Here is a 24,739-nt window from a genome sequence, read left to right on the forward strand (position 1 = left end):
AATGCGCGCCAGGGTCAGCACAACCGGAGACGTGCGGACGTCTCGGAATGACGATTGTGCTAAGGGCATTCGATGCCCCCAAGCTACTCCCCTTTAACTTCCCTTTCTGGAAGGGATGCGTGATGACCGGATGCTTCCGGCCAGCACGTTGGACGCGATTATAAGGGAACTCCGATGAAAAATGTTGCGCTGCCGGGGTGGGGTTTGTATGTATTCAGGATCAGACATGAGCGCCGTGCGGCAGTTTGTAAAGTGATGCAACGTGTCACGCAGGTATAAGCATATGCACCTATGCTATGAAGATTGGCCCGGAAGATGTGCGCCAGACCGGACAGGCGCGCATCCCGGCCCAGCCGCACCGACCTGACGCGTCCGTGCGGGTTTGCAGAGAGGGATTCACCGTAGTGCCCAGACAACAAGGAAACGTCATGCCGGCCTCCACTACGCTCCAGACGCCCGACACCCAGACCTCCCGCCCCACCTCCCGCAACAACGCCCCCCACCGCCAGAACGGCCACGCCACGCCCGAGATCGCGCCCGAGCCGCGCATCGTCGTTGGCAACGGCCATGCCCGTGCCGGCCTGCAGCCCGAATTCGTGCAGCAGTACCGCGAGGACAGCGGCGCGCTGCGCACCGAGATTGCCGAGGACCTGAGCGGCAGCCCCGCCCGCATCAGCCCCAAGTTCTTCTACGACGTGCTGGGCTCCCGGCTGTTCGAAGCCATCACGGACCTGCCCGAGTACTATCCCACGCGCACCGAGGCGTCGATCTTCGCCACGGCCGCCCCGGCCATCGCGGCCCGCGCCGGCAGCGGCTGCGTGCTGATCGATCTGGGCGCCGGCAACTGCCAGAAGGCCGCGCGGCTGTTCCCGAGCCTGCAGCCGGCCCAGTACGTGGCCGTCGACATTTCCGTCGATTTCCTGCGCGGCACGCTGAACGGGCTGCAGCAGCAGCACCCGCATATCCCGATGCTGGGCCTGGGCGCCGACCTGTGCGCGCCGCTGGACCTGCCGCCGAGCGTCCGGCGCGGCCGGCGCCTGTTCTTCTATCCCGGTTCCAGCATCGGCAATTTCACGCCGATCGAGGCGCTGGCGCTGCTGCAGCGGCTGCGCGCCGCCACCAGCGCCGGCGACGGCGTGCTGATCGGCGTGGACCTGTTCAAGCCGGCCGACACGCTGGTGGCCGCCTATGACGATGCGCTGGGCGTGACCGCCGCGTTCAACCGCAACGTGCTGCGCAACGTGAACCGCATCGTCGGCAGCGACTTTGCGATCGACGACTGGCGGCACGCGGCCACGTTCGACACGCAGGCGTCGCGCATCCAGATGCACCTGGAGGCCCTGCGCGACGTGACCGTGCGCTGGCCCGGCGGCGAGCGGCGCTTTGCAGCCGGCGAGCGCATCCACACCGAGGATTCGCACAAGTACCGGCCCGAGGATTTTGCGATCCTGCTGGAGGCCGCCGGCTTTACCGACCCCGTGAGCTGGACCGATCCGCGCGGCTGGTTCGCCGTGTTCCACGCACGCGGCTGACGGTGGCGCGGCCGGCGGGGTAGCCGCGCCGCCGGCAGGGTGAAACGGCGCGCGCCGGAACGGTCCGGCGCGCGGTGTCATAATGCGCGCAGCCGGCCTGGCGCCGGCGATTTCGTTCACCCCTCTGACACGGACGTCCCGATGAGCGGCTTCTCCATGCTTCCCGATCTCCATTTCAACGGCGGCACTGCGGCGTGGCCCGACGCGCGCCGGCTGCCGCGCGAGGGATTGGCGCAGGCGCTGGTGGAATCGCGCAACCGCACGCTGGCGTGGCTGGGTGCCTTCGGCCAGACCCGCAAGGGCTGGGCCGTGCCGCGCCAGTACGATGGCAACCCGCCGTTGTGGACGCTCGGCAATATCGCCTGGCACGCCGAATGGTGGTGTCTGCGCGGCGTGCGGCACCTGGAGCAGGGCGGCATCCGCCTGCCGGTGGCCAGCGAGCCATCGCTGCTGGATGGCGCCGACGAATGGTTCGACCCCGAGCGCATTGGCCCGGACGAGCGCTGGGAAATCGCGCTGCCCGACGTGGCCGTGGTCAAGCAGTACGCCACGCGCGTGCTGGACGGCCTGCTGCGCCGCATCGCGCTGCTGCCCGACGACAACGACGACACGCTGTACGCGTTCCGCCGCGCGCTGCATTACGAGGACGTGCAGGGCGAAACCGTCGCCACGCTGCTGCAGGCGCTGGAAATGGCGCCCGTGGAACCGGCGGCAATCGTGCCGGGGGTGTCGGTGTCGTCGGCCGGCACGCTGCATTTCCCGGGCGGCAACTTCACGCAGGGCTGGCCCGATGCCGACGGCTTTGCCTGGCCCGACGAGCGTCCCGCGCAGAAGGTCTACGTGCCGGCGTTCGAGATCGACGCGGCGCTGGTGACCAACGCCCAGTTCCTGGAATTCGTGGAAGACCGCGGCTACGAGCATCCGTCGTACTGGTCGGCCGCCGGCCGCCAGTGGCTGATGACACAGGAGCGCTCGGCGCCGCGCTACTGGCTGCGCCACGCGGTCAGCCGTAGCTGGGTCAACACGCGCTTTGGTACCGAACGCACGCTCAATCCCGATGAACCGGTGCGCCACGTGACGCTGTTCGAGGCGCAGGCGTGGTGCGTCTGGGCCGGCCGCCGCCTGCCGCAGGAGGTGGAGTGGGAACTGGCCGCCACGCAGAACCGCGGCCTGCAATGGGGCGCGCTGCGCGAATGGACCGCCACCCCGTACGAGCCCTACCTGGGCTTTGCCGCCGAACCCACCGACGGCGAGATCATCGGCCGCTTCGGCACCCACCAGGCCGTGCGCGGCGTCTCGTTCGCCAGCCCCGCCCGCCTGCGCCACGTCCGCGCCCGTACGGCACTGCTGCCCGAGGACGACGTGTCGTTCGTTGGATTCAGGACTTGCGCGGTGTGAGGATGCAAGCGCAGCCACAAAAAAAGGCACCCGAAGGTGCCTTTTTCATTTCCAGCCTGATCGATCAGCGCTCGTAGCGCGAGCGGCTGTTGCCGTTGCGCTGGCCGCCAAAGCCGCCGCGGTCGCCGAACTTGCGGTCGCCAAAGCTGCGCTCGCCGCCGAAGCTGCCGCGATTGCCGTCGCGCTGGCCGCCTTCGCGGTTGCCGAAGCCACCACGGTTGCCGTCGCGCTGGCCAAAGCTGCGTTCGCCACCAAAGCTGCGCTCGCCGCCAAAGCTGCGTTGCTGCTGGCCTTGACCCTGACCTTGGCCCTGGCCGCGATAGCCGCCGGTGCCACGGTCGCCGAAGCCGCGTTGCTCGCCGCGATCGCCGAAGCCACGGTTCTCGCCGCCAAAGCCGCGTTGCTCGCCACGATCGCCGAAGCCGCGGTTTTCGCCGCCGAACTTGCGCTCGCCGCCGCCGAAGCTGCGGTCGCCAAAGCTGCGCTCGCCGCCTTCACGGTTGCCACGATAGCCGCCACCGCTGTTGCCGCCACGGTAGCCACCGCCGCCGTTGCCACGGAAGCCGTCACGGCCGCCGCCCGGCTTGCCGCCGAAGTTCGAACGCGGCTTGGGCGTGCGGCGCGGTTCCAGACCTTCGATCACCGACGCGTCGATGCGATGGTTGGTGAAGCGCTCGATGCGGCGCCACTGGAACATGTCGCCGTGGTTCACCAGGTTGATGGCGATGCCCGAGCGGCCGGCACGGCCGGTACGACCGATGCGGTGCACGTAGTCCTCGGCCTGCTTGGGCAGGTCGAAGTTCACCACGTGGGTGATGTCGGGCACGTCGATGCCGCGCGCGGCCACGTCGGTGGCCACGAGCACGCGCAGGTTGCCGCGGCGCAGGGCCGTCAGCGTGCGGTTGCGCGCGCCCTGGGTCATGTCGCCGTGCAGGGCGCCGGCGGCAAAGCCGGTGTCGGACAGGCGCTCGGCCAGCGAGTCGGCATCGCGCTTGGTGGCCGTGAAGACGATGGCCTGCTTGAGCGACGAGTCGCGCAGCAGGTGGTCGAGCAGGCGTTCCTTGTGCGACATGTCGTCGGTGAAGTGCAGGCGCTGTTCGATGTTGCTGTGGTCGGCGCGCGCGGCGGCGATCTCGATGCGCTGCGGGTCCTTCAGCTGGCGCGACGCAAGCTGGGCGATGCGGGCGTCCAGCGTGGCCGAGAACATCAGCGTCTGGCGCGACGCCGGCGTGGCGGCCACGATGGCGTCGATGTCATCGGCAAAGCCCATGTCCAGCATGCGGTCGGCTTCGTCGAACACCAGCATGTCCAGTGCGGACAGGTCGATGCGGCCGGCTTCGATATGGTCGAGCAGGCGGCCCGGCGTGGCCACGAGGATGTCCGGCATGCGCGACAGCATGGCGAGCTGCTTCGGGTAGGGCATGCCGCCCAGGATGCTGGCGCAGACAATACGGCGCAGGTGGCGGCCGTACTTGGCGGCGGCCTCGGTCACCTGCAGGGCCAGTTCGCGCGTCGGCGTCAGCACCAGCAGCGACGGCTGGGCCGCGGCCGGGCGGGGGCGCTTGCCCTTCATGCGCTTGGCGGGCTCGCTGGGACGATTCGGCGCCGGCTTTTCGCTGATGCGCTGGATCGCCGGCAGCATGAACGCGGCGGTCTTGCCCGAACCGGTCTGGCTGGACACCAGCAGGTCGCGGCCGGCCAGGAAGGCGGGAATCGCCTGGGCCTGTACCGGGGTGGGGTTGTTGTAGTTGGCTTCGGCCAGGGCGCGCAGGATGGCGGCGTCAAGGCCGAGATTTGCGAAACCGCTTTCCGGAGCCGGCGACGCCGGCGCGGCCGGTGCTGCATCGGCGTTGAGCAGGGCGTCGAGCTTGTCGAGCGGGCTCACGGCAGCGGCGGGCGTGGCAGTGGCGTCGGCGGCGGAAGCAAAAGGCTGCTCCGCACGGAAATCTTCGTGCTGGGTCATGTCGTACGTAATAAAAATGCATGGCACCCCCGGGCAGTGTGCGCAAAGGGGTGGGCGCAAGTGCAAAGTCTTAAAAAGGCTTCGGCGCCAATCGGTAGGCCGTTCGACAGACTCAGCTGGCAATACGGCGGCAGGCAGGGGGCGGCTGGAAAATGCTAACCGGCCGAAAATCCCTGGCAGGCAAACAGCTCAACAATGACAGGCTGTTATCAGGATCGGAGACGAGGCGACGTCAGGTGAGCGGTGCGTTCTGGCCAGGCACCTGTCGGAACATCGTGTGATGACAGAGGCAGGGAGCAGATCTTGGGAGGTAGCGGATACGCCACGGCAGGGTGCCGGGGGCGCGGTGCGGAACTCACAGTGCGAAACTCACGGCGCGGAGTATAGCAGAACCCCGAGTTTTTTGTTGCGGTGCGCAAGCGCGCGGCCGTTGAAAACGTAATCAAACGTAAATGGCGGCCCGCCGCCCGGGCCGGCCGAAGCCGCTTGCATGTGGGGGACCGCTGCCTATACTCCAGAGCGCGGGCTTGCCTGCCCGCACGGGGCGGACGTTCCACAGTCCCGCTGATCCTGCCTTTGGCAAGGTTCGCTTGCCACTCGGCGCCGGCATTGCGGTCATGCATGCCATGGCCAGGTTTCCTTCGACTGTCCGGGTGGTCCGGATGGGCGTCCGCGTCATGGGCGGAACCATGGGGCAACCTGCGTGGCACCGGAATGACCGGAAGCCGCCGGCGACGCAGACCCAGGAGGTCCGGGCCCGTCCGCAGCCAAAGCCCGCCAATTGCTTGGCGGGCTTCTTCTTTTTAGCGACCTGGCGTCGCGCGCAGCCGATGGGGCCCGGATTGCGGCCCTACTTGCGCGTGCGCCCGGTCTCCCGTTCCTGCCCTGCAACCTGCGATATGCCGGGAAAACCTTCCGGATACTGGATCAACCGCGCCAGCGGCTGGCGCCGGTGTGCCTGCCAGCGATAGCTGCCGGCCAGCCGCGCGCCGCCGATGATGGCGGTCATGGCCTCGCGGTCGAGGTCCATGTTCTCCGACAAATCCTTGATGACGATGACTGCCATGGCGTTCTCCAGCGAGCGGGCCTTGCCACGGCCGGCCGCAACGGCGCCGGTCGGGCGGCGCCGGGGCAGGCGCGGGCCCGATTCAGTATAGGCGAGGGGTGCTGCCGCATGCGCCGGGCACGTGGCAGGCCCCTGCCTGGCGCGGCGTTCAGGCCACGGCCAGGTTGCCGCCCCATTGCGTCGGCTTGACGTTGAGCGCAAGGTTGCCCAGGTCGACGCCGACGATCTTGTTGTTGTTGAAGGCGGCAACGTTCACCTGCTGCAACTGCTGCACGCTCTGGTTGATGTTGATGTTCACCAGCGGGCCGGCTGCGGCAATCTTGCCGAACCAGTCGGCGCCGCCACGGATGGCGCACAGCGACTGCTGGTCGAGGTCCTTGCTGACGGCAAGGTCGCGGACGATGATCGATGACATGGTGGACTCCTGATGCAAGTGCGGTGGGTGCGGGCCGCCGGGCGGGCGCCTGCGGGCGGCGCCCGTCCGGCCGGCGGCTGACTCAGGCGTTGTTCTGCGCGTACTGGTTCGTGCGCACGGTGTTCGACAGGTGGTCCTGGAACGCCGAGCCGTTGCCGAAGTAGTTGCCTACCTCCTGCATCTGCTGGTTCTGCTGGTCGATCTTCACGTGCGAGTCGAACGACAGCTTCACGGGGGCGTAGACGCTGGTCCACGGGGCGATCAGGCCCAGGCCGCCGCGCACGGACTTCATGCGGGTGGCTTCGAGGGTGGCGGTGCTGGACAGGTCGAGGATGGTCAGGGTGCTCATGGCAGTCTCCTAGCGGGTGGTGTGGTGCGTGGGTCTGGGTAAAAGCTGTGCGGTGGCGTGGCCAGGGGCTCAGGCCGGGTGGTACACGTTGTTCTGCGCGTACTGGTTCGTCGTCACCGTGTTGTGCATGTTTTCCTGGAAGGCGGAGCCGTTGCCGAAGTAGTTGCCCACCTGCTGCATCTGCTGGTTCGACTGGTTGACCGTGAACACCTTGTCGATCGACAGCTTGAACGGGCTGTAGACCGTGGTGACGGGCAGGATGGCGATGCCGCCGCGCACGGCACGGCAGGCGCGGGCGTCGAGGGTTTCGGTGGAGGACAGGTCCTTGATGGTCAGCGTGGTCATGATGGTCTCCTTGAGAGGAAGGGGTGCTTCGGGTCAGGTGATGAGCATCGGGTTGGTGTCGCGCTCGGACCAGATATCGCAGCAAGCGTGCCAGCGCGGGCCCGGCGCGGCGTGAAAAGCCGGCGAGCCTTGTGCCGCAACGGTTTGCGGGCTGCGGGGCGGGTCGTGCGATGGGGTGCGGGCTACGCGCGGGCCGGGCCGGTGGTGGGGCCGCGCCAACAGAATGGTGTCGGGTGTCGGCGCGGGGGCAACGCCGGGGCGTGCGCGGCCGGGCAGGGCGGCATTGCGGATGGCCGGAGTGCGCACTAGTATCCATCGAAGGCAACGTGCCGTGATGCAACGGTTGCGCCCATGAGGGCGCGGCCAGTTGGCCACCCTCGGCCACCACTCGTCGGGATGCACCGGATGTCCAGCCTGACCGAACTCATACGGGATTTCCAGCGCGGCAGCATGAGCCGCGACGAATTCCTTGCATCGGTGGATCTGGCCCTCAAGGACGATCAGACCGACTCGACCCAGTTCGCGCGCGTGCTCGCCGAGGAACACACGCGCTTTCCATTGCCCCCGGCCGTCTATGCCGAGGTGCTGCATCGCATCGACTCGCACCTGTCCACGCAGTTCGACCCGATGGGCGACGTGCGGCACGCGCCGCCCGGCCCCGGCGAGGAAACCCGCATCGAGCCCGACCTGGCCGGCTACGGCGCGGCGGCGCCGGGCGGCGTGGCCACGGGCAGCACGGGCACCGGCGGCACCACGGGCACCACCGGTGGCACGGGCGGCAGCCACGGCGCGCTGTTCACGGGCGGCCATGTGCCGTCCGGGCCCACCAAGGGCGTGGGCGACACGCTGAACGGCCGCTTCGTGCTGGAGGAATGCCTGGGCGTGGGCGGCATGGGCACGGTCTACAAGGCGCTGGACCTGCGCAAGCTGGAGGCGTCGGACCGCAAGCCGTACATCGCCATCAAGGTGCTGAACATGCAGTTCAGCGGCCATCCGAAATCGCTGATCGCGCTCCAGCGCGAGGCGCGCAAGGCCCAGCAGCTCGCCCACCGCAACATCGTCACCGTCTACGACTTCGACCGCGATGGCCCGACGGTCTTCCTGACCATGGAATACCTGCAGGGCAAGTCGCTGAACCGCGTGCTGCGCTCGCCGGAATTCCAGGGCCTGCCGTACATCAAGGCGATGCCGATCATCGTCGGCATGGGCAGCGCGCTGGCCTACGCGCACGAGCGCGGCTTCGTCCATTGCGATTTCAAGCCCGCCAACGTGTTCCTGACCGACCGCGGCGAGGTCAAGGTGATCGACTTCGGCATCGCGCGCGGCTTCCAGCAGCCAGCCGACGACGCCGACCAGACCGTGTTCGATCCCGGCTCGCTCGGCGGCATGACGCCGGCCTACGCCAGCCCCGAGATGTTCGAGCACCGCGAGCCCGATCCGCGTGACGACATCTACGCGCTGGCCTGCGTCAGCTACGAACTGCTGACCGGCAGGCATCCGTACAACCGCGTGTCGGCCACCGAGGCCCGCGCGAAAAACCTGAAGCCCGTGCAGCCGCGCACGCTGTCGCGCGGGCAGTGGAAGGTGTTGCGCCAGGCGCTTTCGCTCGATCGCGCCACGCGCACGCCGACGGTCAAGCAGTTCCTGGCCGGGCTGGGCGCCGAGCCGCAGAGCGTGGGCACGGGGCTGCCCGTGATCGCCGGCAGCGTCATTGCCGGCGTGGCGCTGGCCACGGGCGTGCTGGTCTACTTCTGGCGCAGCCACCAGCCGTCGCCCGATGCCGCGCGCCCGCCGCCCCAGGCTGCGGCGCCCGCTGTGCGCGAACCGGCCGTGCCCGAGGCCGTGCCGCTCAAGCCCGAGGCCGTGGCTCAGGTCATCGCCGCCACGCCGTGCGCGCTGCTGCACGCGAACATCGAAGGCAACACGCTGGCGGTGGACGGCTACGTGGCCGATTCGGCGCTGGCGGGCCTGCGCGACAAGCTCGGCAAGCTGCCCGGCGTGAAGACGCTGAAGCTGGACGCCGCGCCGCTGACCGCCGACAAGTGCGATGTGGTGCGGCTGGTCGCGCCGTACTGGTCGGGCGGCCAGCGGGCGGGAGTGGGGGACAAGGCCGCCGACAAGTCCGGCGCGCTGCTGCGCACGCGTGGCGGCACGCAGCTGACCGAGGGCACGCCGCTGGTGCTCGATGTCAACACGCCGCCGCACGAATCGTATGTCTACGTCGACTATTTCGCGGCCGACGGCAAGGTGGCGCACCTGGTGCCCAGCGGACGCGTCCAGGGCAACCAGGCGCCGGCCAGCTACAGCGCCACGGTGGGCGACAGCGGCGACTGGGTCATCTCGAAGCCATTCGGCACGGAACTGGTGGTGCTGCTGACCACGCCGGCGCCGCTGTTCCCGGCGCGCCGGCCCGAGGTGGAGACGCGGCAAGACTACCTGCGCGCGCTGGAAAAGCCGCTGGCGCAGATGGCCAGCAAGCACGGGCGCGAGAAGATCAGCGCCGACATCGTGCAGATCTCGACGCGCGCCAAATAGGGGCCGGGCCGGCTACCGGGCGTCGCGCACCACGCGGAATCCGTTCTGGGACTGCCGCACGCTGGTGCTGTACTTGAACCGCGTGGACGACACCATGTAGCTGGCGCCCTCGCGCCACGACCCGCCGCGGATCACGCGCGCCGTGCAGGCCGGTTCGTCCCAGGCGCGGCCGTCGGTGGGCGCGTTCTTGTACGAGCTGTGCCAGCAGTCGGCCACCCATTCCCAGACGCTGCCGTTCATGTCGTGCAGGCCGTACGGGTTGGCCGCGAACGATCCCACGTTGGCCGGCGCGGCATCGCTCCACGGGTCGCCGCAGTCCTTGCAGTTGGCGTTGCCCTTGCTCATCTTGTCGCCCCACCAGAACGCGGTACTGGTACCGCCGCGCGCCGCGTATTCCCATTCGGCCTCGGTGGGCAACCGGTAGGGCTTGCCGGTGGTCTTCGACAGCCACGCGACGTACTGCTGCGCGTCGTCCCAGCTGATGTCACGCACCGGCGCGTTGCGCGCGTCGGCGGGGTTGGTGGCAATGCGCGGGCAGGCGTTGGCGTCGGCGCAGGCATTCCATTGCTCGACGGTGACCTCGTACTTGCCGATGGCGAACGGGCGGCCCACGTTCACCTGGTGCGGCGGGCGCTCGGCGGGGTCGCTGGTGCTGCTGCCCATCGTGAACGCGCCCGGGTTCAGGCTGACCATCACGGGACACTGCGGACAGTCGCGCGACTCGCCGCCCTTGGCCTCGGCCGGACGCGCCGCGCCGGCGGCGGGCGCTTCCTTGCCCTCGGCGGGATAGGTGATGGTGCCCTGCGAGATCGCGCCGCCCGCGCGTGTGCGCGGCTGGCCGCTGGCGGACGGAGGCGGGGTGGGGGCGGGTTTGGCGGCTGGCGGCGGCTTGGTGGCTTCCGCCCTGGTTTCCGCCCTGGCCTCGGGTTTCGGTTCCGCCTTGGCGGCCGGCGCTGGCGCAGGTGCCGGTGCGGGCTGTGCCGGCGTGGCCGCGCGGATCCGTTCGAGCCGCGTCTTGGCCAGCGCCGCGAAGCGGCCGTTCGGGTACTGCTTCAGGTACGCCTCGTAGTCGGCGGCGTAGGTGCTGTTCTTGATCGAATCCCAGAACGACAGCTCGTACTGCTCGTCGCTGTTCTTGGGCAGGATGCCCGCGCGGGCCGGGGGTACCAGCGCATCCGTGGCCACGGCGGCCCAGTGCCGGCCGTCGCCATCCACCCCCGCGCCCAACGCCAGCAGCGCCACGACAAATGCTTTCCGCCACATATTCACCCCCTTCAGGATCGCCGCGGCGTGCGGTGTGGAGTTGCCGTGACGCGGTACCGGCCGTTTCAAGATAGCACAGCGCTTGTGGCGTGAAAGTTCGCTTTTTGGGGCCTTCCGACCTACGCTGTAGGACACATCGCCGAGCGCATCAAGAACATCCACCAAGAATCCGCTCCCGCGCGGGGGACCGTGTGCAGCGGACAGATCTCCGGGAGGAGCCGCCATGTCCAGACGATCCCTGCAGCGCGCGCTCGCCGCTGCGTTCCTGGCCAGCTGGACCACGCTCGCCATACCGCTGACGGCGGCCCCGAAAGGCGCCGAGACCTACATTATCTGGCCGGGCGACGGCGCGGTCATCGACGGCGGCCGGCTCTGGGTCCGCATGGGCCTCAAGGGCATGGGCATCTGCCCCAAGGGCATTGAGCGGCCCAACTGCGGCCACCACCACCTGCTCATCGACGCCGAACTGCCGCCGCTGGACAAGGAAATCCCGAACGACCGCAATCACCTGCACTTCGGCGCCGGCGAGACGGACGCGCGCATCGAACTGCCACCGGGCAAGCACACGCTGCAGCTTCTGCTTGGCGACAGCAAGCACGTTCCGTTCGATCCGCCGATTTACTCCAGGAAGATCACGATCACCGTGCGCTAGCGCACACAGGTGCGAACGGGGAGAGCCATGACCCATCTCAGACCGATGTTCATCGCGGGACTGGCGGCGCTGGCCGTCGCCGTGCCGTCATCGCGCGTGCAGGCCGCCGACGCCTCGGCGCCAGCGGCGCACGCCGACCACGCCTCGGCCCCCGCGGCCGCCAAGGGCACGGGACCCACGCCGGCGCCCCGGAACGCCTACCTCTACATCGGCTACCCGAACAACAACCAGACCATGCCGGCCGGCAAGCCGATCAAGGTCTGGTTTGGCCTGCGCAACATGGGCGTGGCGCCCAAGGACGTCAAGTTCCCGAACACGGGCCACCACCACCTGCTGATCGACGTGGACCTGCCGCCGCTGGACAAGGAGATTCCCAACGACCGCAATCACCTGCACTTCGGCGCCGGCGAGACAGAGACCACCATCGAGCTGCCGCCGGGCAAGCACACGCTGCAACTGCTGATGGGCGACGAGAAGCACATCCCGACCAACCCGCCGGTCTACTCGAAGAAGATCACGATCTATGTGAGATGACCGGCCCAGAGCTAGGCGCGCCAGGACGGGGCGGTCCGGCCCGGCGCCACGCGGCGCACAGCGATGTGCGCCGTTTTTTTTTAACGAGCTTGCCGGTGGTTTGCTCCCCTCTCCCGCCTGCGGGAGAGGGGTTGGGGGAGAGGGTCAGCGGCTCAAGTTACGACGTTGATCGGCAAGCAGACACGCCACGCCCTCTCCCCCGGCCCCTCTCCCGCGTTGCGGGAGAGGGGAGCGAACCGACAGTGCGGGAGAGACTAGTTGGACCGGATCCAACACTCGACGGCCCACGAACAGCGCCCGCAAACCGCCCCGCCACCCCCAATCCCTTGCCCCACAAGCCTTCCCAGCCTTTCATCCCTCCACGCCCACCCCTTGGCACGCTTGCTGCGATATCCAGTCCGAGCGCGACACCAACCCGATGCTCACCACCTGAAACGCAGTGACCTTCCTTTCCAGGAGACCATCATGACCAAGCTGATCATCCGTGACCTGTCCTCGACCGCAACCCTCGACGCCAAGGCGCTGCACGCCGTGCGTGGCGGCACCGTGTTTGCGCCGCGTACGTCGATCTTCACGCCCGTGAGCCTGTCGTTCGAATCGCACAAGACGGTCACGCAGCAGAACCAGCAGATGCAGGAGGTAGGCAACTACTTCGGCAACGGCTCGGCCTTCCAGGACCATATGCGCAACAGCGTGACGACGAACCAGTACGCCCAGAACAACGCCTGATATTCGTACCGGTTCAGGCGGCAGCGGCGTCGCAGGCCAGTTCATCGGCTTCGACGCCGGCCGCCCGGGGAGCTTGCGCTGGGGACACCTCCGCCCCGGCGCTTTTTTTGCCCGCGTGTTCCGCGCGCCGGGCACGCAAGCCGAGGTTGGCGTCTGCCGCATGCCGACCCACAATACAGATCGAACGCCAGGACGTCCTGCCACGGTCCGCTGGCGCTCCCAGCAGGAAGCCATCGTGAATGCCCTAGCCTTTGCGCCGCGCAGCCTTCTCCGGGTCTCCGGCATCGCCATCGTGATCGCCACGCTGGCCGGCTGCGCCGATTTCCGGCCCCTCACGTACCAGCGGCCCGAGACGCCGGCCAAGGCCGCGTGGACAGGCGACCGCGCCGGCAATGCAGCGGTCACCGTGTCGCCGACGGAAACCATCGTGCCGAACTGGTGGCAGGCGTTTGGCGACCCCTACCTGGACCAGCTTGTGGCCCGCGCGCTGTCCGGCAACTACGACATCAAGGTGCTGGCGGCGCGCATCCGCGTGGCAGGCGCCCAGATCGCCGAGGCGCGGGCCGGCGCGCTGCCGGTGTTTGACATCGGCGCCGGCGTCGATGTGACGAAGACGACCGGGCAGGCCGTGTCGAAGACCTACAACCTGGGCGGCACCGTGAACTGGGACATCGACGTCTGGGGCAAGGTCGAGAAAGGCGTGCAGGCACAGACCGCCGAATTCCGCGCCACCGAGGCCGACTGGCGGGCCGGCTACCTGTCGCTGGTCTCTGACGTGTCGATCACGTACTTCACGATCCTCCTGCTCGACGAACAGCTTGCGCAGCAGCGCCAGACGCTCGCGCGCAACAACGACATCCTGGCGACCTACAAGGCAATGCTGGCCAACGGCCTGCTGCCGCAGATCCGCGTGATGCAGCAGCAGGCGGAGATCAACCGGCTGACCAAGGACTTGCTGGAGTTGCGCCGCTCGCGTGACGTGGCCGAGAACGCGCTGGCCACGCTGGTCGGCGTGCCGGCCGGTGAGCTGCGAGTGCCGCCGGGCAAGCTGCAGGAGCGCGTGAACCTGCCCGCGGTGCCGGCCGGGCTGCCGTCGCAGTTGCTGGCGCGCCGGCCCGACATCGTCGCCGCCGAATACCGCGTGCTGGCCGCCTACAACCTCGTGGGCCAGGCGCGGCTGGCGCAGCTACCCAGCATCAGCCTGACCGCGCGCGGCGGCACGGCCAGCTTTGCGCTGTCAGACCTGATGAAGTCGTTCACGTTCGGCTTCATGCCTAGCATCAACCTTCCGATGCTGGACCCCAACGTGCGCGCCCGCGTGAAGACGACCGAGGCCAACGTCGGCGTGGTCGAGAACGAGTACGGCCGCACCGTGATGACCGCGTTCGAGGAAGTGGAGAGCGCGCTGGTCAACGTCGACGCCCACAAGCAGCAGCGCATCGAGCTGCAGCAGCAGGTGAACCAGCTGCGCGTGGTGGGCAGGCAGATCGAGGCCCAGGCGCGCGAGGGCATCGCGTCCCAGCTCGACGTGTTCGAGTCCGAGCGCTCGCTGCTGGCCGCCGAGCAGTCGTTGTTGGCCGCCCACCAACAAATCCTGGCCGACACCGTCACGCTGTACAAGGCACTCGGCGGCGGCTGGCCCGACGTAGCGGTGCGCAACGCGGCGGCCGATGCCGGGGCCGATGGCGCCCCCAGCGCGCCCGCGCCGGCGGGCGTGGCGGCACCCAAGGCGGCGCGTTAGCCGCAGCGGCGTCCAAAGCGTTTCAACCCTGAAACCCGCACCGCGCGTGCGTGCGCGCAACGCTGCGGCGCAGCGCATTGACTCCCCCCGAGCGTGGCCTACTATGTTCTTACCCGTGACCTGTCGCCCCTTTGCCGACGCATGCGGCGCCCGTCGCTGCGCCGGCTCGCGGTTGCGCGCCACAGGCCCCACTGTTGGCTCAGTTGAAACATGACGCGCGACGAAGCTCCCTTCATGGATGTGCCGGTCATGGCGCCACAGGCGGGCCAGGTGTTCGACGTCCTGCTGATGCCGGTGTCCCGCCCCGAGCTGGGCGAGATCCGTATCGACGAGGACCTGTTCGCCATCGGCCGCGGCGAGGCGCCGTTCGCCGCGTATCCGACGGAAGCCGTCTCGGTGCTGTCGCGGCGCCACGCGCGCATCTTCTCGGAGGACGGCGCGGTCTACGTGGCCGACCTGGGGAGCAAGAACGGCACGCGCGTCAACGGCGACGCCGTGGCCCAGCAGCCGGCCCGGCTGCGCGATGGCGACGAACTCAGCTTCGGCGCGGGCCTGGCGTACCGCGTGCGGCTCTATGCGCGCCAGGCCGATGCCGAGCCGCCGCGCGTGGCCGTCACGCTCACGCCGATGCGCGACGAACTGGGCCTGCAGCCCGTGGTCATCGCCGGCTTTCCGTTCCTGGTCAGCAAGGCCGACGAGACGTTTGCCCGCTACCGCGACGCCTATCCGCACCAGGTCAACTACCTGTCGCGCCGCCACGCGCACGTGTACCTGAAGCATGGCGTGCCGTGGATCGAGGACCTGGGCAGCACCAACGGCACGTTCGTCAACGGGGTGCGGCTGCGCGACCAGTCGATCCGGCTGGAGCCGGACGACGTGCTGGCGTTCGGCGGCAGCCATTTCGTCTATCGCGTGGGCATCGAGCGCGAGGCCGACGCCGATGCCACGGCCACGCGGACGTCGATCGTGCCGCCGCCGTCCACGGCCCCCGCCGACGCGGCGCTGCCCATCGATGCCGATCCCGACAAGACCACGTTCGTCGGCGCGGCCGATTCCTTCCTCGACATCTTCTGCATGGACTATCCGGCCGCGCAGGAGGACGAGGTCAACCCGGAGGCGCTGCCCGACAGCGGCGACGTGCCCCATGCCCCGCCCAGGCGCGGCCGCGTGACGATGATGCTGGTTGAGGCGATGCGCAGCTTTGGCATCCGCGACCGCGCCCAGCTGGAGCGTGCGGCGCGCGTGGCCATCCTGCTGATTGCGGCGCTGGCCATCGGCGGGGGCTACCTCTGGTGGCGCGGCGCGCCGGACCGCTCGCTGCAGGCGCTGGTCGACGCGGGCAAGTACGTGCGCGCGGCCGAGGTGGCCGACCAGGTGCTGTCCCGCCATGGCGACGACACCCACTACCAGACGTTGGGCGCCCAGGCGCTGATGCGCGCCTACGTGCCGCAGTGGGTGGCCCGGCTCCAGGCCGCCGACTTCGACGGTGCGGCGGCCGTGCTGGACGAGATGCGCGCGCGCAGCCGCCACAACGCCGACGGCCGCGCGCTGGTGGGCGAACTGGCGTGGGTGGGCGACGTGGAGCAGTACGTGGCGCGGCGCGGCGGCATCGAGGGGCCGATCCGCATGTTCGGCGACGAGGGCCGTATCCGCGACCTGCTGCGGCGCTGGGAGGCCGACACCGCGTCGCACCAGCGGCTGCTGAACCGCATCGCCAATGACGTGCCGCCGTTCCGCGACACCTATGCGCGGGCGATGAGCGACCTGCGGCGGCTGCAGAACGACGAATCGGTGTTCCTGGCCGCCATCGACCGGCTCAACGCGGCCATCGCCCGCGAGCTGTCGCGCGAGCGGCCCGAGGCGCTGCAGCCGATGCTGGCCGAGTACAAGGAGAAGTATCCGCGGCTGGCCGGGCTGGATCGCGTGGAGCGCGACCTGGGCCAGTACACCGCGATGATCGTGGCGCTGCGCGACCGCGCGCCCGGCCCGCTGGTGGCGCAGATGCAGCAGGCGCGCTTCCAGACGCCGCCGTTCGAGGCCGCCTACCAGAAGCTCAAGGCGACGCAGTTGCCCGGCGACGACGTGCAGAAGCAGTACGTCACGGCCAGCAAGGCGTGGGAGCAGGGCAACGGCGAGGCCGCCATCGCGGCGCTCAAGGCGGTGTCCGCCGGCCCCTGGGCGGCCGACGTGGCGCGCGATGCCGCGCACAAGGAACAGGTGCTGGCCCAGTACGCCGCCGTGCGGGCCGCGCGCGGGACGCCGGGCTACGACAGCCAGCTCCTGGCGTTCTATGCGTCGCTGGACCCCCGGAGCGATGCATTCTTCGCCAAGGCCATCGACGCCGACGTCAACGGCATCCGCGACGCCGCGCTGCGGCGCGCCAACCAGTTGCTGAACCGCGCGGCCACCGGCTGGCGCCAGTACCGCAACAACGGCCTGATCGCTGGCGAGCAGCGGCTGGAAGCGGGGGTATCGGCCAGGTTCCGCGCGCAGGCGAAGCTGCTGGCCGACGCGCAGGAAGACGCGCGGCAGGGGCTGCGGATCTACGCGCAGCTGCGGATCGACGACACCGCGCAGTGGAGCAAGGTGCGCGACGACATCCAGGCCGAGATCGACGCCCAGCGCCGCGCGCTCAACGACCTGCGCATGGTGCTGGACCCGGCCGTGCTGAAGACCAAGCTCGCGCTGGTGGGCGAGGGCAGCCCGCCCGAGGCGCGCCCGGACACCCGTCCCGACGACCGGCCCGGCGACGGCACCACCACCGCGGCCAAGCCGGGCGCCCAGGCCGCGCCGGGGAGCACGCCATGAAGGACGACAACCGCGACAACCGGCTGCGGCCGCTGAACGAGGCGCTGGAAGACCACAGCGCCGAGGGCATCGCGCTGCTCAGCGCCGAGCCCCGCCGGCTGACGCTGCTGACCGTGGTCGTCACCGGCGTGCTGGTGCTGTGCGCGCTGCTGTGGTCGTTCTTCGGGCATGCGGACGTGATCGTCACCGCGCAGGGCACGCTGGCGCCCGAGTCAGAGGTGCGGCGCTTCTACGCGCCGGTCGATGGCGAGCTGGTGGACCTGTACGTGGCCGAGGGCCAGCCCGTGTCGAAGGACGACGTGGTGGCGCGGCTCAACGCGCGCGGCGCGATCGAGGCCGCCGCCAACGCGCTGCAGGCCCAGCTCAAGCTGGAGGACGCCGAGCGCGAATGGAAGCAGTTTCCGGAGCGCAAGGCGTTGCTGGAACGGCGGGCGCTGGCGCTGAAGCAGCAGATCGAGCTGGGCACGCGCCAGCACGAGAACCGGCTGGCCGAAGGCACGACGCGGCTGGCCGAGCAGCAGCGCGCGCAACTGGCCGAGGCGCGCAGCAACCTGGAGAACGCCCGCCGCGCGCGTGATTTCGCGCGGCAGGAGCAGGACCGCTATGCCCGGCTGTTCGCGCTGCCGGCTGGCGGCGGCGTGTCGCAATCGCAGGTCGAGGCCAAGCGCGCCGCCACGCTGGACGCCGAGAACACGCTGCGCGTGGCGCAGTCGCGGCTGACGGAGCTCGACGCCCGGCTGGCGCAGCAATACACGCAGGCCAGCGCGCTGCTGGAAGGCAGCGGGCAGGAGCTGGCGAGCCTGCGCGTGCAGTACGACGCGGCGGTGCGCGAGATCGCCAGTACCGAGGACAAGCTGCGGCTGCAGGTGCAGACGGCCCGGCTGGTGGCCGATGCCGCCGCGCGCATCCGCTTCGAGAACATCGACAAGGACAACTTCCTGCTGATCCTGGCGCCGGTGGCCGGGGTGGTGACCGACGTCACGTCGACGCAGCGCGGCGACAAGGTGCAGGCCAACACGCCGCTGGGCGGCATCGCGCCCAAGGACGCGCGGCCGATGCTGCGCATCGAGATTGCCGAGCGCGACCGCGCGTTCCTGCGCGAGGGGCTGCCTGTGAAGCTCAAGTTCAGCGCGTTTCCGTACCAGCGCTACGGGCTGATCGCGGGCACGCTCGAATACATCTCGCCAGCCACCAAGCCGTCCGGGCCGGACAAGCAGCCCGTGTACGAGGGCCGCGTGCGGCTGGCGCAGGACTACTACAGCGTGGCGAGCAACAAGTACCCGCTGCGCTACGGCATGACCGCCACGGCCGAGATCGTGGTGCGGGAGCGGCGCCTGATCGACCTGGGGCTCGACCCCTTCCGGCAGGTGGCGGGCTGAACGGACAACCAAGGGAGAGGGCGATGACAGCCATCGTGCGCATCGACGACGAAGTGATCGGCGTCGACGAATTCGTGAGGGTGCTGAAGCTGACCGGCCAGTTCGAGGGGCTGGTCGAGCAGCTTGTGCGGGACAAGCTGACCGCCCACGCCGCGCGGCGCCATGGCGTGACGCTGAGCCAGGACGAGGTGCAGGCGCGCGCCGACCAGTTCCGGCGCGTGCATGGCCTGCATCGCGCGGCGGACATGAACCACTACCTGGACGCGCTGCACATCACGCTGGACGAGTTCGAGACCTTCATCACCGACAGCCTGTACCAGGAGAAGATGCTGGCGCAGGTGGGCACCGACGAGGCCGTGGAGGCGTACTTCCAGCTCAATTCGCCGAAGTTCGACAGCATCGAGGTCAGCCACATCGTGGTGGATACCGAGGGCAAGGCGCGCGAGCTGGTGTCGTACCTGCAGGACGACCCGGACAGTTTTGCCGAGATGGCGCGCGAGCATTCGATCGCGGACACGCGCGAGCAGGGCGGGGACATCGGCAAGGTGCTGCGCGGATCGCTGAAGGGCGACATCGAGGCCAAGGTGTTCAACGCGCAGCCCGGCGACCTGCTGGGGCCGTTTCCGGCGCCGGACAAGTCGTTCTTCGAGGTCTTCCTGGTGCGGGCCAAGCATCCGGCCCGGCTGGACCCGGACGTTACTGTCGAGATCCGCCGGCGGCTGCGCGAGGACTGGCTGATGGCAAGGGCGCAGGAACATGTCATCGAAGCCCGCTAGCGAGCCCGCCGCCGGCGCCGCGGCCCAGCCGCCGGGCGCCGGCCAGTCGCTGGCCGACTTTCTGGCGACCGTGGAGATCCTGTCGCCGCTGACGCGCGACGAGATCGAGCGGCTGGCCGCCAGCGCGCGGCCGCTGGCGTTTGGCTTTGGCGACACGGTCTGCAACGCCGGCGAGCCCGCCGAGGGCATCTTCATCGTGCGCAACGGGTCGGTGCGCGTGTTCAACGAGGAACACGGCAAGGAAATCAGCATGGGCGTGCGCAAGGCCGGCGAGGTGTTTGCCGACATCGCGCTGCTGCGCGAATACCGGCACGAGTCGTCGGTGCGGGCGTCGGGCAAGACCGAGCTGCTGATGATTCCGCGCGCGGTGTCCGAGCCGGTGGTGGGCGGCAACCCGGCCGCGCTGGCATTCATCACGAGCCACGTGGCGATCAGTTCGGCCGGCGGCTTCGTGGCGCGGCTGTTCGACCTGCGCGGCAAGCTGGACAAGCTGGAGCTGGAAGACGCCGTGCGCAGCGTGGGCGTGAAGCGCGTGGCGGCCGGCAAGACCATCCTGCAGCAGGACGGGCGTGACGACCGCCGGCTGTACGTGGTGCGGCAGGGGACGGTGCGCATCGTGCGCGAGGAAGACGGCGATACGTTCCCGCTGGCCACGCTGGGCCAGGGCGAGATCTTTGGCGAGCGCGCCTGCGTGATGCGGCAGGAGCAGGTGGCGTCGGCCATCGCCGAGACCGACGTGCGGCTGCTGGTGATTCCCGAGAAGACCGTGCAGTTGATCCTGGAACGCAATGCGCGGCTGCGCGAGGTGCTGGAGGAGCGGATCCGTGCGGTGGACCGCGAGCTGCACCGGCAGCAGAAGCTGGCCGAGCGCCGCAAGCGGCCCGTGCTGCTGGACCTGCATTCGAAGCCCGAGATGGGCGAACGGCTGATCCGCCGTTTCGCGCTGGTGGAGCAGGCCGAGGAGATGGACTGCGGCGCGGCCTGCCTGGCGATGGTGTGCCGGCACCACGGCATTCCGATGACGCTGGGCAAGCTGCGCGAGCTGGCCAACGTGACCACGTCGGGCGCCACGCTGGACAGCCTGGCGCGGGCGGGGGAGTCGCTGGGCTTCACCACGCGCGGGGTGCAGTGCACGCGCGACGCGCTGATGGGCTTCGAGCTGCCGTTCATCATCCACTGGGAGGGCTACCACTACGTGGTGGTCTATGGCGTGTCGGCGCGCCACGTCTGGGTGGCCGACCCGGCCATTGGTTTCCGCAAGATGGGCACCGAGGAGTTCGAGCGCGGCTGGAGCGGCACCTGCCTGCTGTTCTCGCCCGGCACGCAGATGAACGAGCTGGCCGTGTCACGCTCGCCGTGGCTGCGCTTCATTGGCTACCTGTCGCCGTACCGCAGGATCCTGGCGCACCTGTTCCTGGCGACGTTCGTGATCCAGTTGCTGGGCGTGGTGCCGCCGCTGATCATCCAGAACATCCTGGACGGGGTGGTGGTGCACCAGAACATCGGGCTGCTGCACCTGCTGATCCTGGGGCTGGTGATCTCGAACGTGTTCACGCAGCTGATGGTGACCATCCGCGCGTACCTGGCGAACTTCATGGTGCGCAACATGGACTTCGCGATGATGTCGCACTTCTTCAAGCACACCCTGTCGCTGCCGCTGTCGTTCTTCGCCAAGCGCAAGACCGGCGACATCTTCGCGCGGTTCCAGGAGAACCAGACGATCCGGGCGTTCCTGACCGAGTCCACGGTGACCACGGCGCTGAACCTGCTGATGGTGTTCATCTACTTCAGCATCATGTTCCTCTACAACGTCAAGCTGACGCTGCTGCTGATTGCGTTCGTGATACCGATTGCCGCGCTGACCGTGGTGGTGACGCCGAAGGTGAAGACCTACGCGCGCGAGGTGTTCGCGGCATCGACCGACGCCAAGGCGTACCTGATGGAGACGCTGGGCGGCGCCGAGACGGTCAAGGGCATGGGCATCGAGCGGCCCGTTCGGCTGCGCTGGGAGCGCAAGTACGCCAAGGCGCTGGACAAGCAGTACCAGGCGCAGTCGTTCCACATCCTCGTGGGGCTGGTGAGCCAGGTGCTGAACGCGGCCACGACCATCACGATCCTCTGGGTGGGCGCCACGCTGGTGCTGGAGCGGGAGCTGACGATTGGCCAGTTGATCGCGTTCAACGCGTTCATGGGCAGCGTGCTGGCGCCGCTGATGGGGCTGGTGGCGCTTTGGGGCCAGCTCAACGACGCCGGCGTGGCGATGGAGCGGCTGGGCGACGTGCTGGACCTGGAGCCCGAGCAGAAGCCGCAGGACGTGATGTCGCGCGTGTCGCTACCGGACCTGCAGGGCGAGATCCAGTTCGACGGGGTGTACTTCCGCTATGGCGGCGACGACACGCCGTACGTGCTGGAGAACATCAGCTTCCACATGCGGCCGGGCGAGATGGTGGCGATTGTCGGGCGCAGCGGATCGGGCAAGACCACTCTGGCCAAGCTGCTGGTGGGCTTCTACAAGCCCACCGACGGCACGATGAAGGTGGACGGCTACGACATGAACGTGATCGACACCGAGTTCTTCCGGGCCCAGGTGGGGTATGTGATGCAGACCAACCTGCTGTTTTCGGGCACGGTGGCGGAGAACATCGCCTGCGGCGACGACAGCCCGGACCGCCGCCGCATCGAGGAAGTGGCCAAGATGGCCGATGCCCACGCGTTCATCTCGAAGCTGCCGCTCGGCTACGAGCAGGTGGTGGGCGAGCGCGGCATCGGGCTGTCGGGCGGGCAGATCCAGCGGCTGTGCATCGCCCGGGCGCTGTACCACGACCCGCGGCTGCTAGTGTTCGACGAGGCGACGTCGGCGCTGGATACCCAGTCCGAGAGCAACATCCTGGCGAACATGCAGGAGATCCTGCGGGGACGCACGGCCGTGATCATCGCGCACCGGCTCAGCACGATCATGCAGGCCGACAAGATCCTGGTGCTGTACGAGGGCGGCATCGTCGAGCAGGGGCGGCACGAGGAACTGCTGGAGCGCCGCGGCATGTACTACCAGCTGGTCCAGAAGCAGTTGAGCGCGGCATGAAGTTATACAACCCCACCCCTGCCACGTCCGCGGTGTCGTTTGCGGGCCTGATCGAACGGATCGAGATCCTGCGCTCGACGCTGCGCTGGTCGTCGCGGCTGGAGCGGCCCGACATCGAGAAGCTGCTCAAGCAGGCCACCACGCTGCGCGACGAGGTGATGGGCCTGTCGCACAAGGAGCGCTTTGTGGCGGCCGCCACGGCCGCCGGCGAGCCGCAGGCGGCCGAGGTGGAGCCCGTGGAGATGTCGGCGCGGGAGCGGCGCCAGGCGCTGATGGAGCGCAGCTTCATCTTCGAGGGCACGTTCGGCGACAACCCCAAGCTGCTGGAGGCGCTGGAGATTGCCGAGAAGGCGGCGCCCACGGACCTGCCGGTGCTGATCGACGGCGAGAGCGGCACCGGCAAGGAGCTGATGGCCAAGGTGATCCACGCCAACGGGGTGCGCAACGACAAGCCGTTCATCTCGGTCAACTGCGGCGCCATTCCGGACAGCCTGCTGGAATCGGAACTGTTCGGCCACAAGAAGGGCGCCTTCACCGGCGCGGCCAACGATCGCCGGGGCAAGTTCGAGAGCGCCCACACCGGCACGATCTTCCTGGACGAGATTGGCGAGCTGCCGCTGACCGGACAGGTCAAGCTGCTGCGGGTGCTGGAGGCGCACGAGATCCAGCGCGTGGGGTCGGACGAGGTGATTGCCGTCGACACGCGCATCGTGGCGGCCACGAACAAGGACCTGCGCCGGATGAGCCAGGAAGGCACGTTCCGCGAGGACCTGTTCTACCGGCTCAGCGTGATCCACGTGACGCTGCCCGCGCTGCGCGAGCGGCGCGACGAGATTCCGCTGCTGGTGGCGTACTTCGGCGACGAGGCGGCCGGGCAGCTCAAGCGGCGGCCCATCAAGCTGACGCCGCGGCTGCGCGACTTCCTGCTGCACTACGGCTATCCGGGCAACATCCGCGAACTGCGCAACCTGATGTACCGGCTGTCGTGCCTGGCCGGCGATACGGCGGACTTTGCCCACCTGCCGCAGGACATCCGCCCGAGACCGGCCGGCCTGCAGGCCGTGGCGGCGGCCCCGGGCGGCAAGGCGACGATCACCGATCTGAGCACGGCCACATCGCTCAGCGAAGCCAAGCGCGCGGCCAGCGACGAGGCCGAGCGGGCATTCCTGGAACGCGGGCTGCAGGAAGTGGGCGGCACCGTGGCCGAACTGGCGCGTCGCTTCGACATGAACCGGTCGCACATTCAGATGCTGCTGAAGAAGCACGGCATCCACTCGAAGGACTTCCGGAACAGCAACCGGCAAGCGGAGGGGAAATAAGGGGGCTGTTTCTCGACACCGTGTGTGTGCTCCTCTCCCGCCCGCGGGAGAGGGCCGACCCCGCTCAAACCTCCGGATTCAGCAGCGTCATGTCAGACCCGCCGCCGATGTCCTCGGCGCGGATCACCACCACCGACACGTTGTCGCGGCCGCCGTTGTCCAGCGCCTGCTTCAGCAGCGCGTCGGCGGCGCGGGCGGGGTGGGGGTCGGCGGCCAGCACGGCGGCGATCTGGTCGTCCTCCACCTCGTTGCTGAGGCCGTCGCTGCAGAGCAGGAACAGGTCGCCATCGCCGATTTCCAGCGTCAGCCGCTCCAGGTCCAGCGTGGTGGACGCGCCCACCGCCCGCGTGATCGTGTTGTGGGCGGGATGGTGGCGCGCTTCCTCGGCCGTGATCAGCCCCCGCGCCTTCAGGCGCTCTACCTGGCTGTGGTCGCGCGACAGCTGCTTCAGGTGGCCGTCGCGGAACAGGTAGAGCCGGCTGTCGCCGGCCCAGAGGCAACTGCACTGGCGCTCGCACGCCAGCAGGATGACCACCGTGCTGCCAATCACGCGCACCTTGAGCCGCGCGGCTTCGTCGATCAGCAGCTGGTTGACGGTCTGCATGGCGATGCGCGCGTGGTCGACGGCGGCGTCCAGGCTATCGGCCCGGGGCAGCGCGGCCAGGGCCTGGACGATGGCGCGGCTGGCGAAATCGCCCACCGCGTGGCCGCCCATGCCGTCGGCCACGACCCAGATGCCGTGCTCGGGCATCGCCAGGCAGGCATCCTCGTTGCGCTCACGCACCCGGCCCACGTCTGTGCACGCGGCCGAGCTCCAGCGGAATTGCGATACGCAGGTCACGGCATGCTCCGG

19 protein-coding genes are annotated in these 24,739 nt (G+C 69.0%); 12 read left to right on the top strand and 7 right to left on the bottom strand.

What is annotated here, in order from left to right; translation table 11 throughout:
- The first annotated feature begins 428 nt into the window (after positions 1 to 428).
- Positions 429 to 1,532, top strand: coding sequence for an L-histidine N(alpha)-methyltransferase (gene egtD / locus EHF44_RS10300; protein WP_124683658.1), 1,104 nt, complete (start codon positions 429 to 431; stop codon positions 1,530 to 1,532).
- A 141-nt stretch (positions 1,533 to 1,673) separates the two neighbouring features.
- Entirely contained in the window at positions 1,674 to 2,930 is a 1,257-nt protein-coding gene (locus tag EHF44_RS10305; RefSeq protein ID WP_124683659.1) for an SUMF1/EgtB/PvdO family nonheme iron enzyme, read from the top strand.
- A gap of 64 nt (positions 2,931 to 2,994) precedes the next feature.
- On the opposite strand, the gene EHF44_RS10310 is transcribed toward EHF44_RS10305, so the two are convergent.
- From EHF44_RS10310 to EHF44_RS10335, 5 genes are all read right to left on the bottom strand, one after another.
- A complete protein-coding gene (locus EHF44_RS10310) occupies positions 2,995 to 4,893 on the bottom strand; it encodes a DEAD/DEAH box helicase (protein WP_124683660.1) in 1,899 nt (632 codons plus the stop codon).
- A gap of 850 nt (positions 4,894 to 5,743) precedes the next feature.
- Positions 5,744 to 5,959, bottom strand: coding sequence for a hypothetical protein (locus EHF44_RS10320; RefSeq protein ID WP_124683661.1), 216 nt, complete (start codon positions 5,957 to 5,959; stop codon positions 5,744 to 5,746).
- 148 nt (positions 5,960 to 6,107) lie between these two features.
- Positions 6,108 to 6,374: a hypothetical protein gene (locus EHF44_RS10325; RefSeq protein WP_124683662.1), complete on the bottom strand. Its 267-nt coding sequence runs from the start codon at positions 6,372 to 6,374 to the stop codon at positions 6,108 to 6,110.
- Positions 6,375 to 6,456: 82 nt separating this feature from the next.
- Positions 6,457 to 6,723: a hypothetical protein gene (locus EHF44_RS10330; RefSeq protein ID WP_124683663.1), complete on the bottom strand. Its 267-nt coding sequence runs from the start codon at positions 6,721 to 6,723 to the stop codon at positions 6,457 to 6,459.
- Between the two features lie 69 nt (positions 6,724 to 6,792).
- Positions 6,793 to 7,068 carry a hypothetical protein gene (locus EHF44_RS10335; RefSeq protein ID WP_124683664.1) on the bottom strand — a complete coding sequence of 92 codons (276 nt, stop codon included), beginning with the start codon at positions 7,066 to 7,068 and terminating at the stop codon, positions 6,793 to 6,795.
- Between the two features lie 405 nt (positions 7,069 to 7,473).
- Between EHF44_RS10335 and EHF44_RS10340 the strand changes: the two genes are divergently transcribed.
- Positions 7,474 to 9,603, top strand: a complete 2,130-nt coding sequence (locus tag EHF44_RS10340) for a serine/threonine protein kinase (RefSeq protein WP_124683665.1) — start codon at positions 7,474 to 7,476, stop codon at positions 9,601 to 9,603.
- A 12-nt stretch (positions 9,604 to 9,615) separates the two neighbouring features.
- Here the strand turns inward: EHF44_RS10340 and EHF44_RS10345 are convergent, their stop codons facing one another.
- On the bottom strand, positions 9,616 to 10,866 hold the full coding sequence (locus tag EHF44_RS10345; protein WP_124683666.1) for a formylglycine-generating enzyme family protein: 1,251 nt from the start codon (positions 10,864 to 10,866) through the stop codon (positions 9,616 to 9,618).
- Between the two features lie 223 nt (positions 10,867 to 11,089).
- Here EHF44_RS10345 and EHF44_RS10350 point away from each other — a divergent pair, with 223 nt between their 5' ends.
- From EHF44_RS10350 to EHF44_RS10390, 9 genes are all read left to right on the top strand, one after another.
- Positions 11,090 to 11,518, top strand: a complete 429-nt coding sequence (locus EHF44_RS10350; protein ID WP_124683667.1) for a DUF4399 domain-containing protein — start codon at positions 11,090 to 11,092, stop codon at positions 11,516 to 11,518.
- 27 nt (positions 11,519 to 11,545) lie between these two features.
- Positions 11,546 to 12,052: a DUF4399 domain-containing protein gene (locus tag EHF44_RS10355; protein WP_253699783.1), complete on the top strand. Its 507-nt coding sequence runs from the start codon at positions 11,546 to 11,548 to the stop codon at positions 12,050 to 12,052.
- A 465-nt stretch (positions 12,053 to 12,517) separates the two neighbouring features.
- Positions 12,518 to 12,781 (top strand): hypothetical protein, encoded by a 264-nt coding sequence (locus tag EHF44_RS10360; protein WP_124683668.1) that lies wholly within the window; start codon positions 12,518 to 12,520, stop codon positions 12,779 to 12,781.
- 235 nt (positions 12,782 to 13,016) lie between these two features.
- The gene (locus tag EHF44_RS10365) at positions 13,017 to 14,522 is read left to right on the top strand and encodes an efflux transporter outer membrane subunit (RefSeq protein WP_253699785.1); all 1,506 of its coding nucleotides are present in this window, start codon (positions 13,017 to 13,019) and stop codon (positions 14,520 to 14,522) included.
- A gap of 210 nt (positions 14,523 to 14,732) precedes the next feature.
- Positions 14,733 to 17,330: an FHA domain-containing protein gene (locus EHF44_RS10370; protein WP_124683670.1), complete on the top strand. Its 2,598-nt coding sequence runs from the start codon at positions 14,733 to 14,735 to the stop codon at positions 17,328 to 17,330.
- Positions 17,327 to 18,709, top strand: a complete 1,383-nt coding sequence (locus EHF44_RS10375; protein WP_124683671.1) for an HlyD family efflux transporter periplasmic adaptor subunit — start codon at positions 17,327 to 17,329, stop codon at positions 18,707 to 18,709. The genes EHF44_RS10370 and EHF44_RS10375 overlap by 4 nt, the downstream gene beginning before the upstream one ends.
- 23 nt (positions 18,710 to 18,732) lie before the next feature.
- Positions 18,733 to 19,485, top strand: a complete 753-nt coding sequence (locus EHF44_RS10380) for a peptidylprolyl isomerase (RefSeq protein ID WP_124683672.1) — start codon at positions 18,733 to 18,735, stop codon at positions 19,483 to 19,485.
- Complete coding sequence (locus EHF44_RS10385) at positions 19,466 to 22,567, top strand: peptidase domain-containing ABC transporter (RefSeq protein ID WP_253699787.1); 3,102 nt, start codon at positions 19,466 to 19,468, stop codon at positions 22,565 to 22,567. Before EHF44_RS10380 ends, EHF44_RS10385 begins: the two co-directional genes overlap by 20 nt.
- On the top strand, positions 22,564 to 23,886 hold the full coding sequence (locus EHF44_RS10390; RefSeq protein WP_124683673.1) for a sigma-54 interaction domain-containing protein: 1,323 nt from the start codon (positions 22,564 to 22,566) through the stop codon (positions 23,884 to 23,886). The genes EHF44_RS10385 and EHF44_RS10390 overlap by 4 nt, the downstream gene beginning before the upstream one ends.
- 64 nt (positions 23,887 to 23,950) lie before the next feature.
- Here EHF44_RS10390 and EHF44_RS10395 read toward each other — a convergent pair whose 3' ends face one another.
- Positions 23,951 to 24,727: a PP2C family protein-serine/threonine phosphatase gene (locus EHF44_RS10395; RefSeq protein ID WP_124683674.1), complete on the bottom strand. Its 777-nt coding sequence runs from the start codon at positions 24,725 to 24,727 to the stop codon at positions 23,951 to 23,953.
- Positions 24,728 to 24,739: the final 12 nt, after the last annotated feature.

Source organism: Cupriavidus pauculus (genome assembly GCF_003854935.1).
Lineage (GTDB): Bacteria > Pseudomonadota > Gammaproteobacteria > Burkholderiales > Burkholderiaceae > Cupriavidus > Cupriavidus pauculus_C.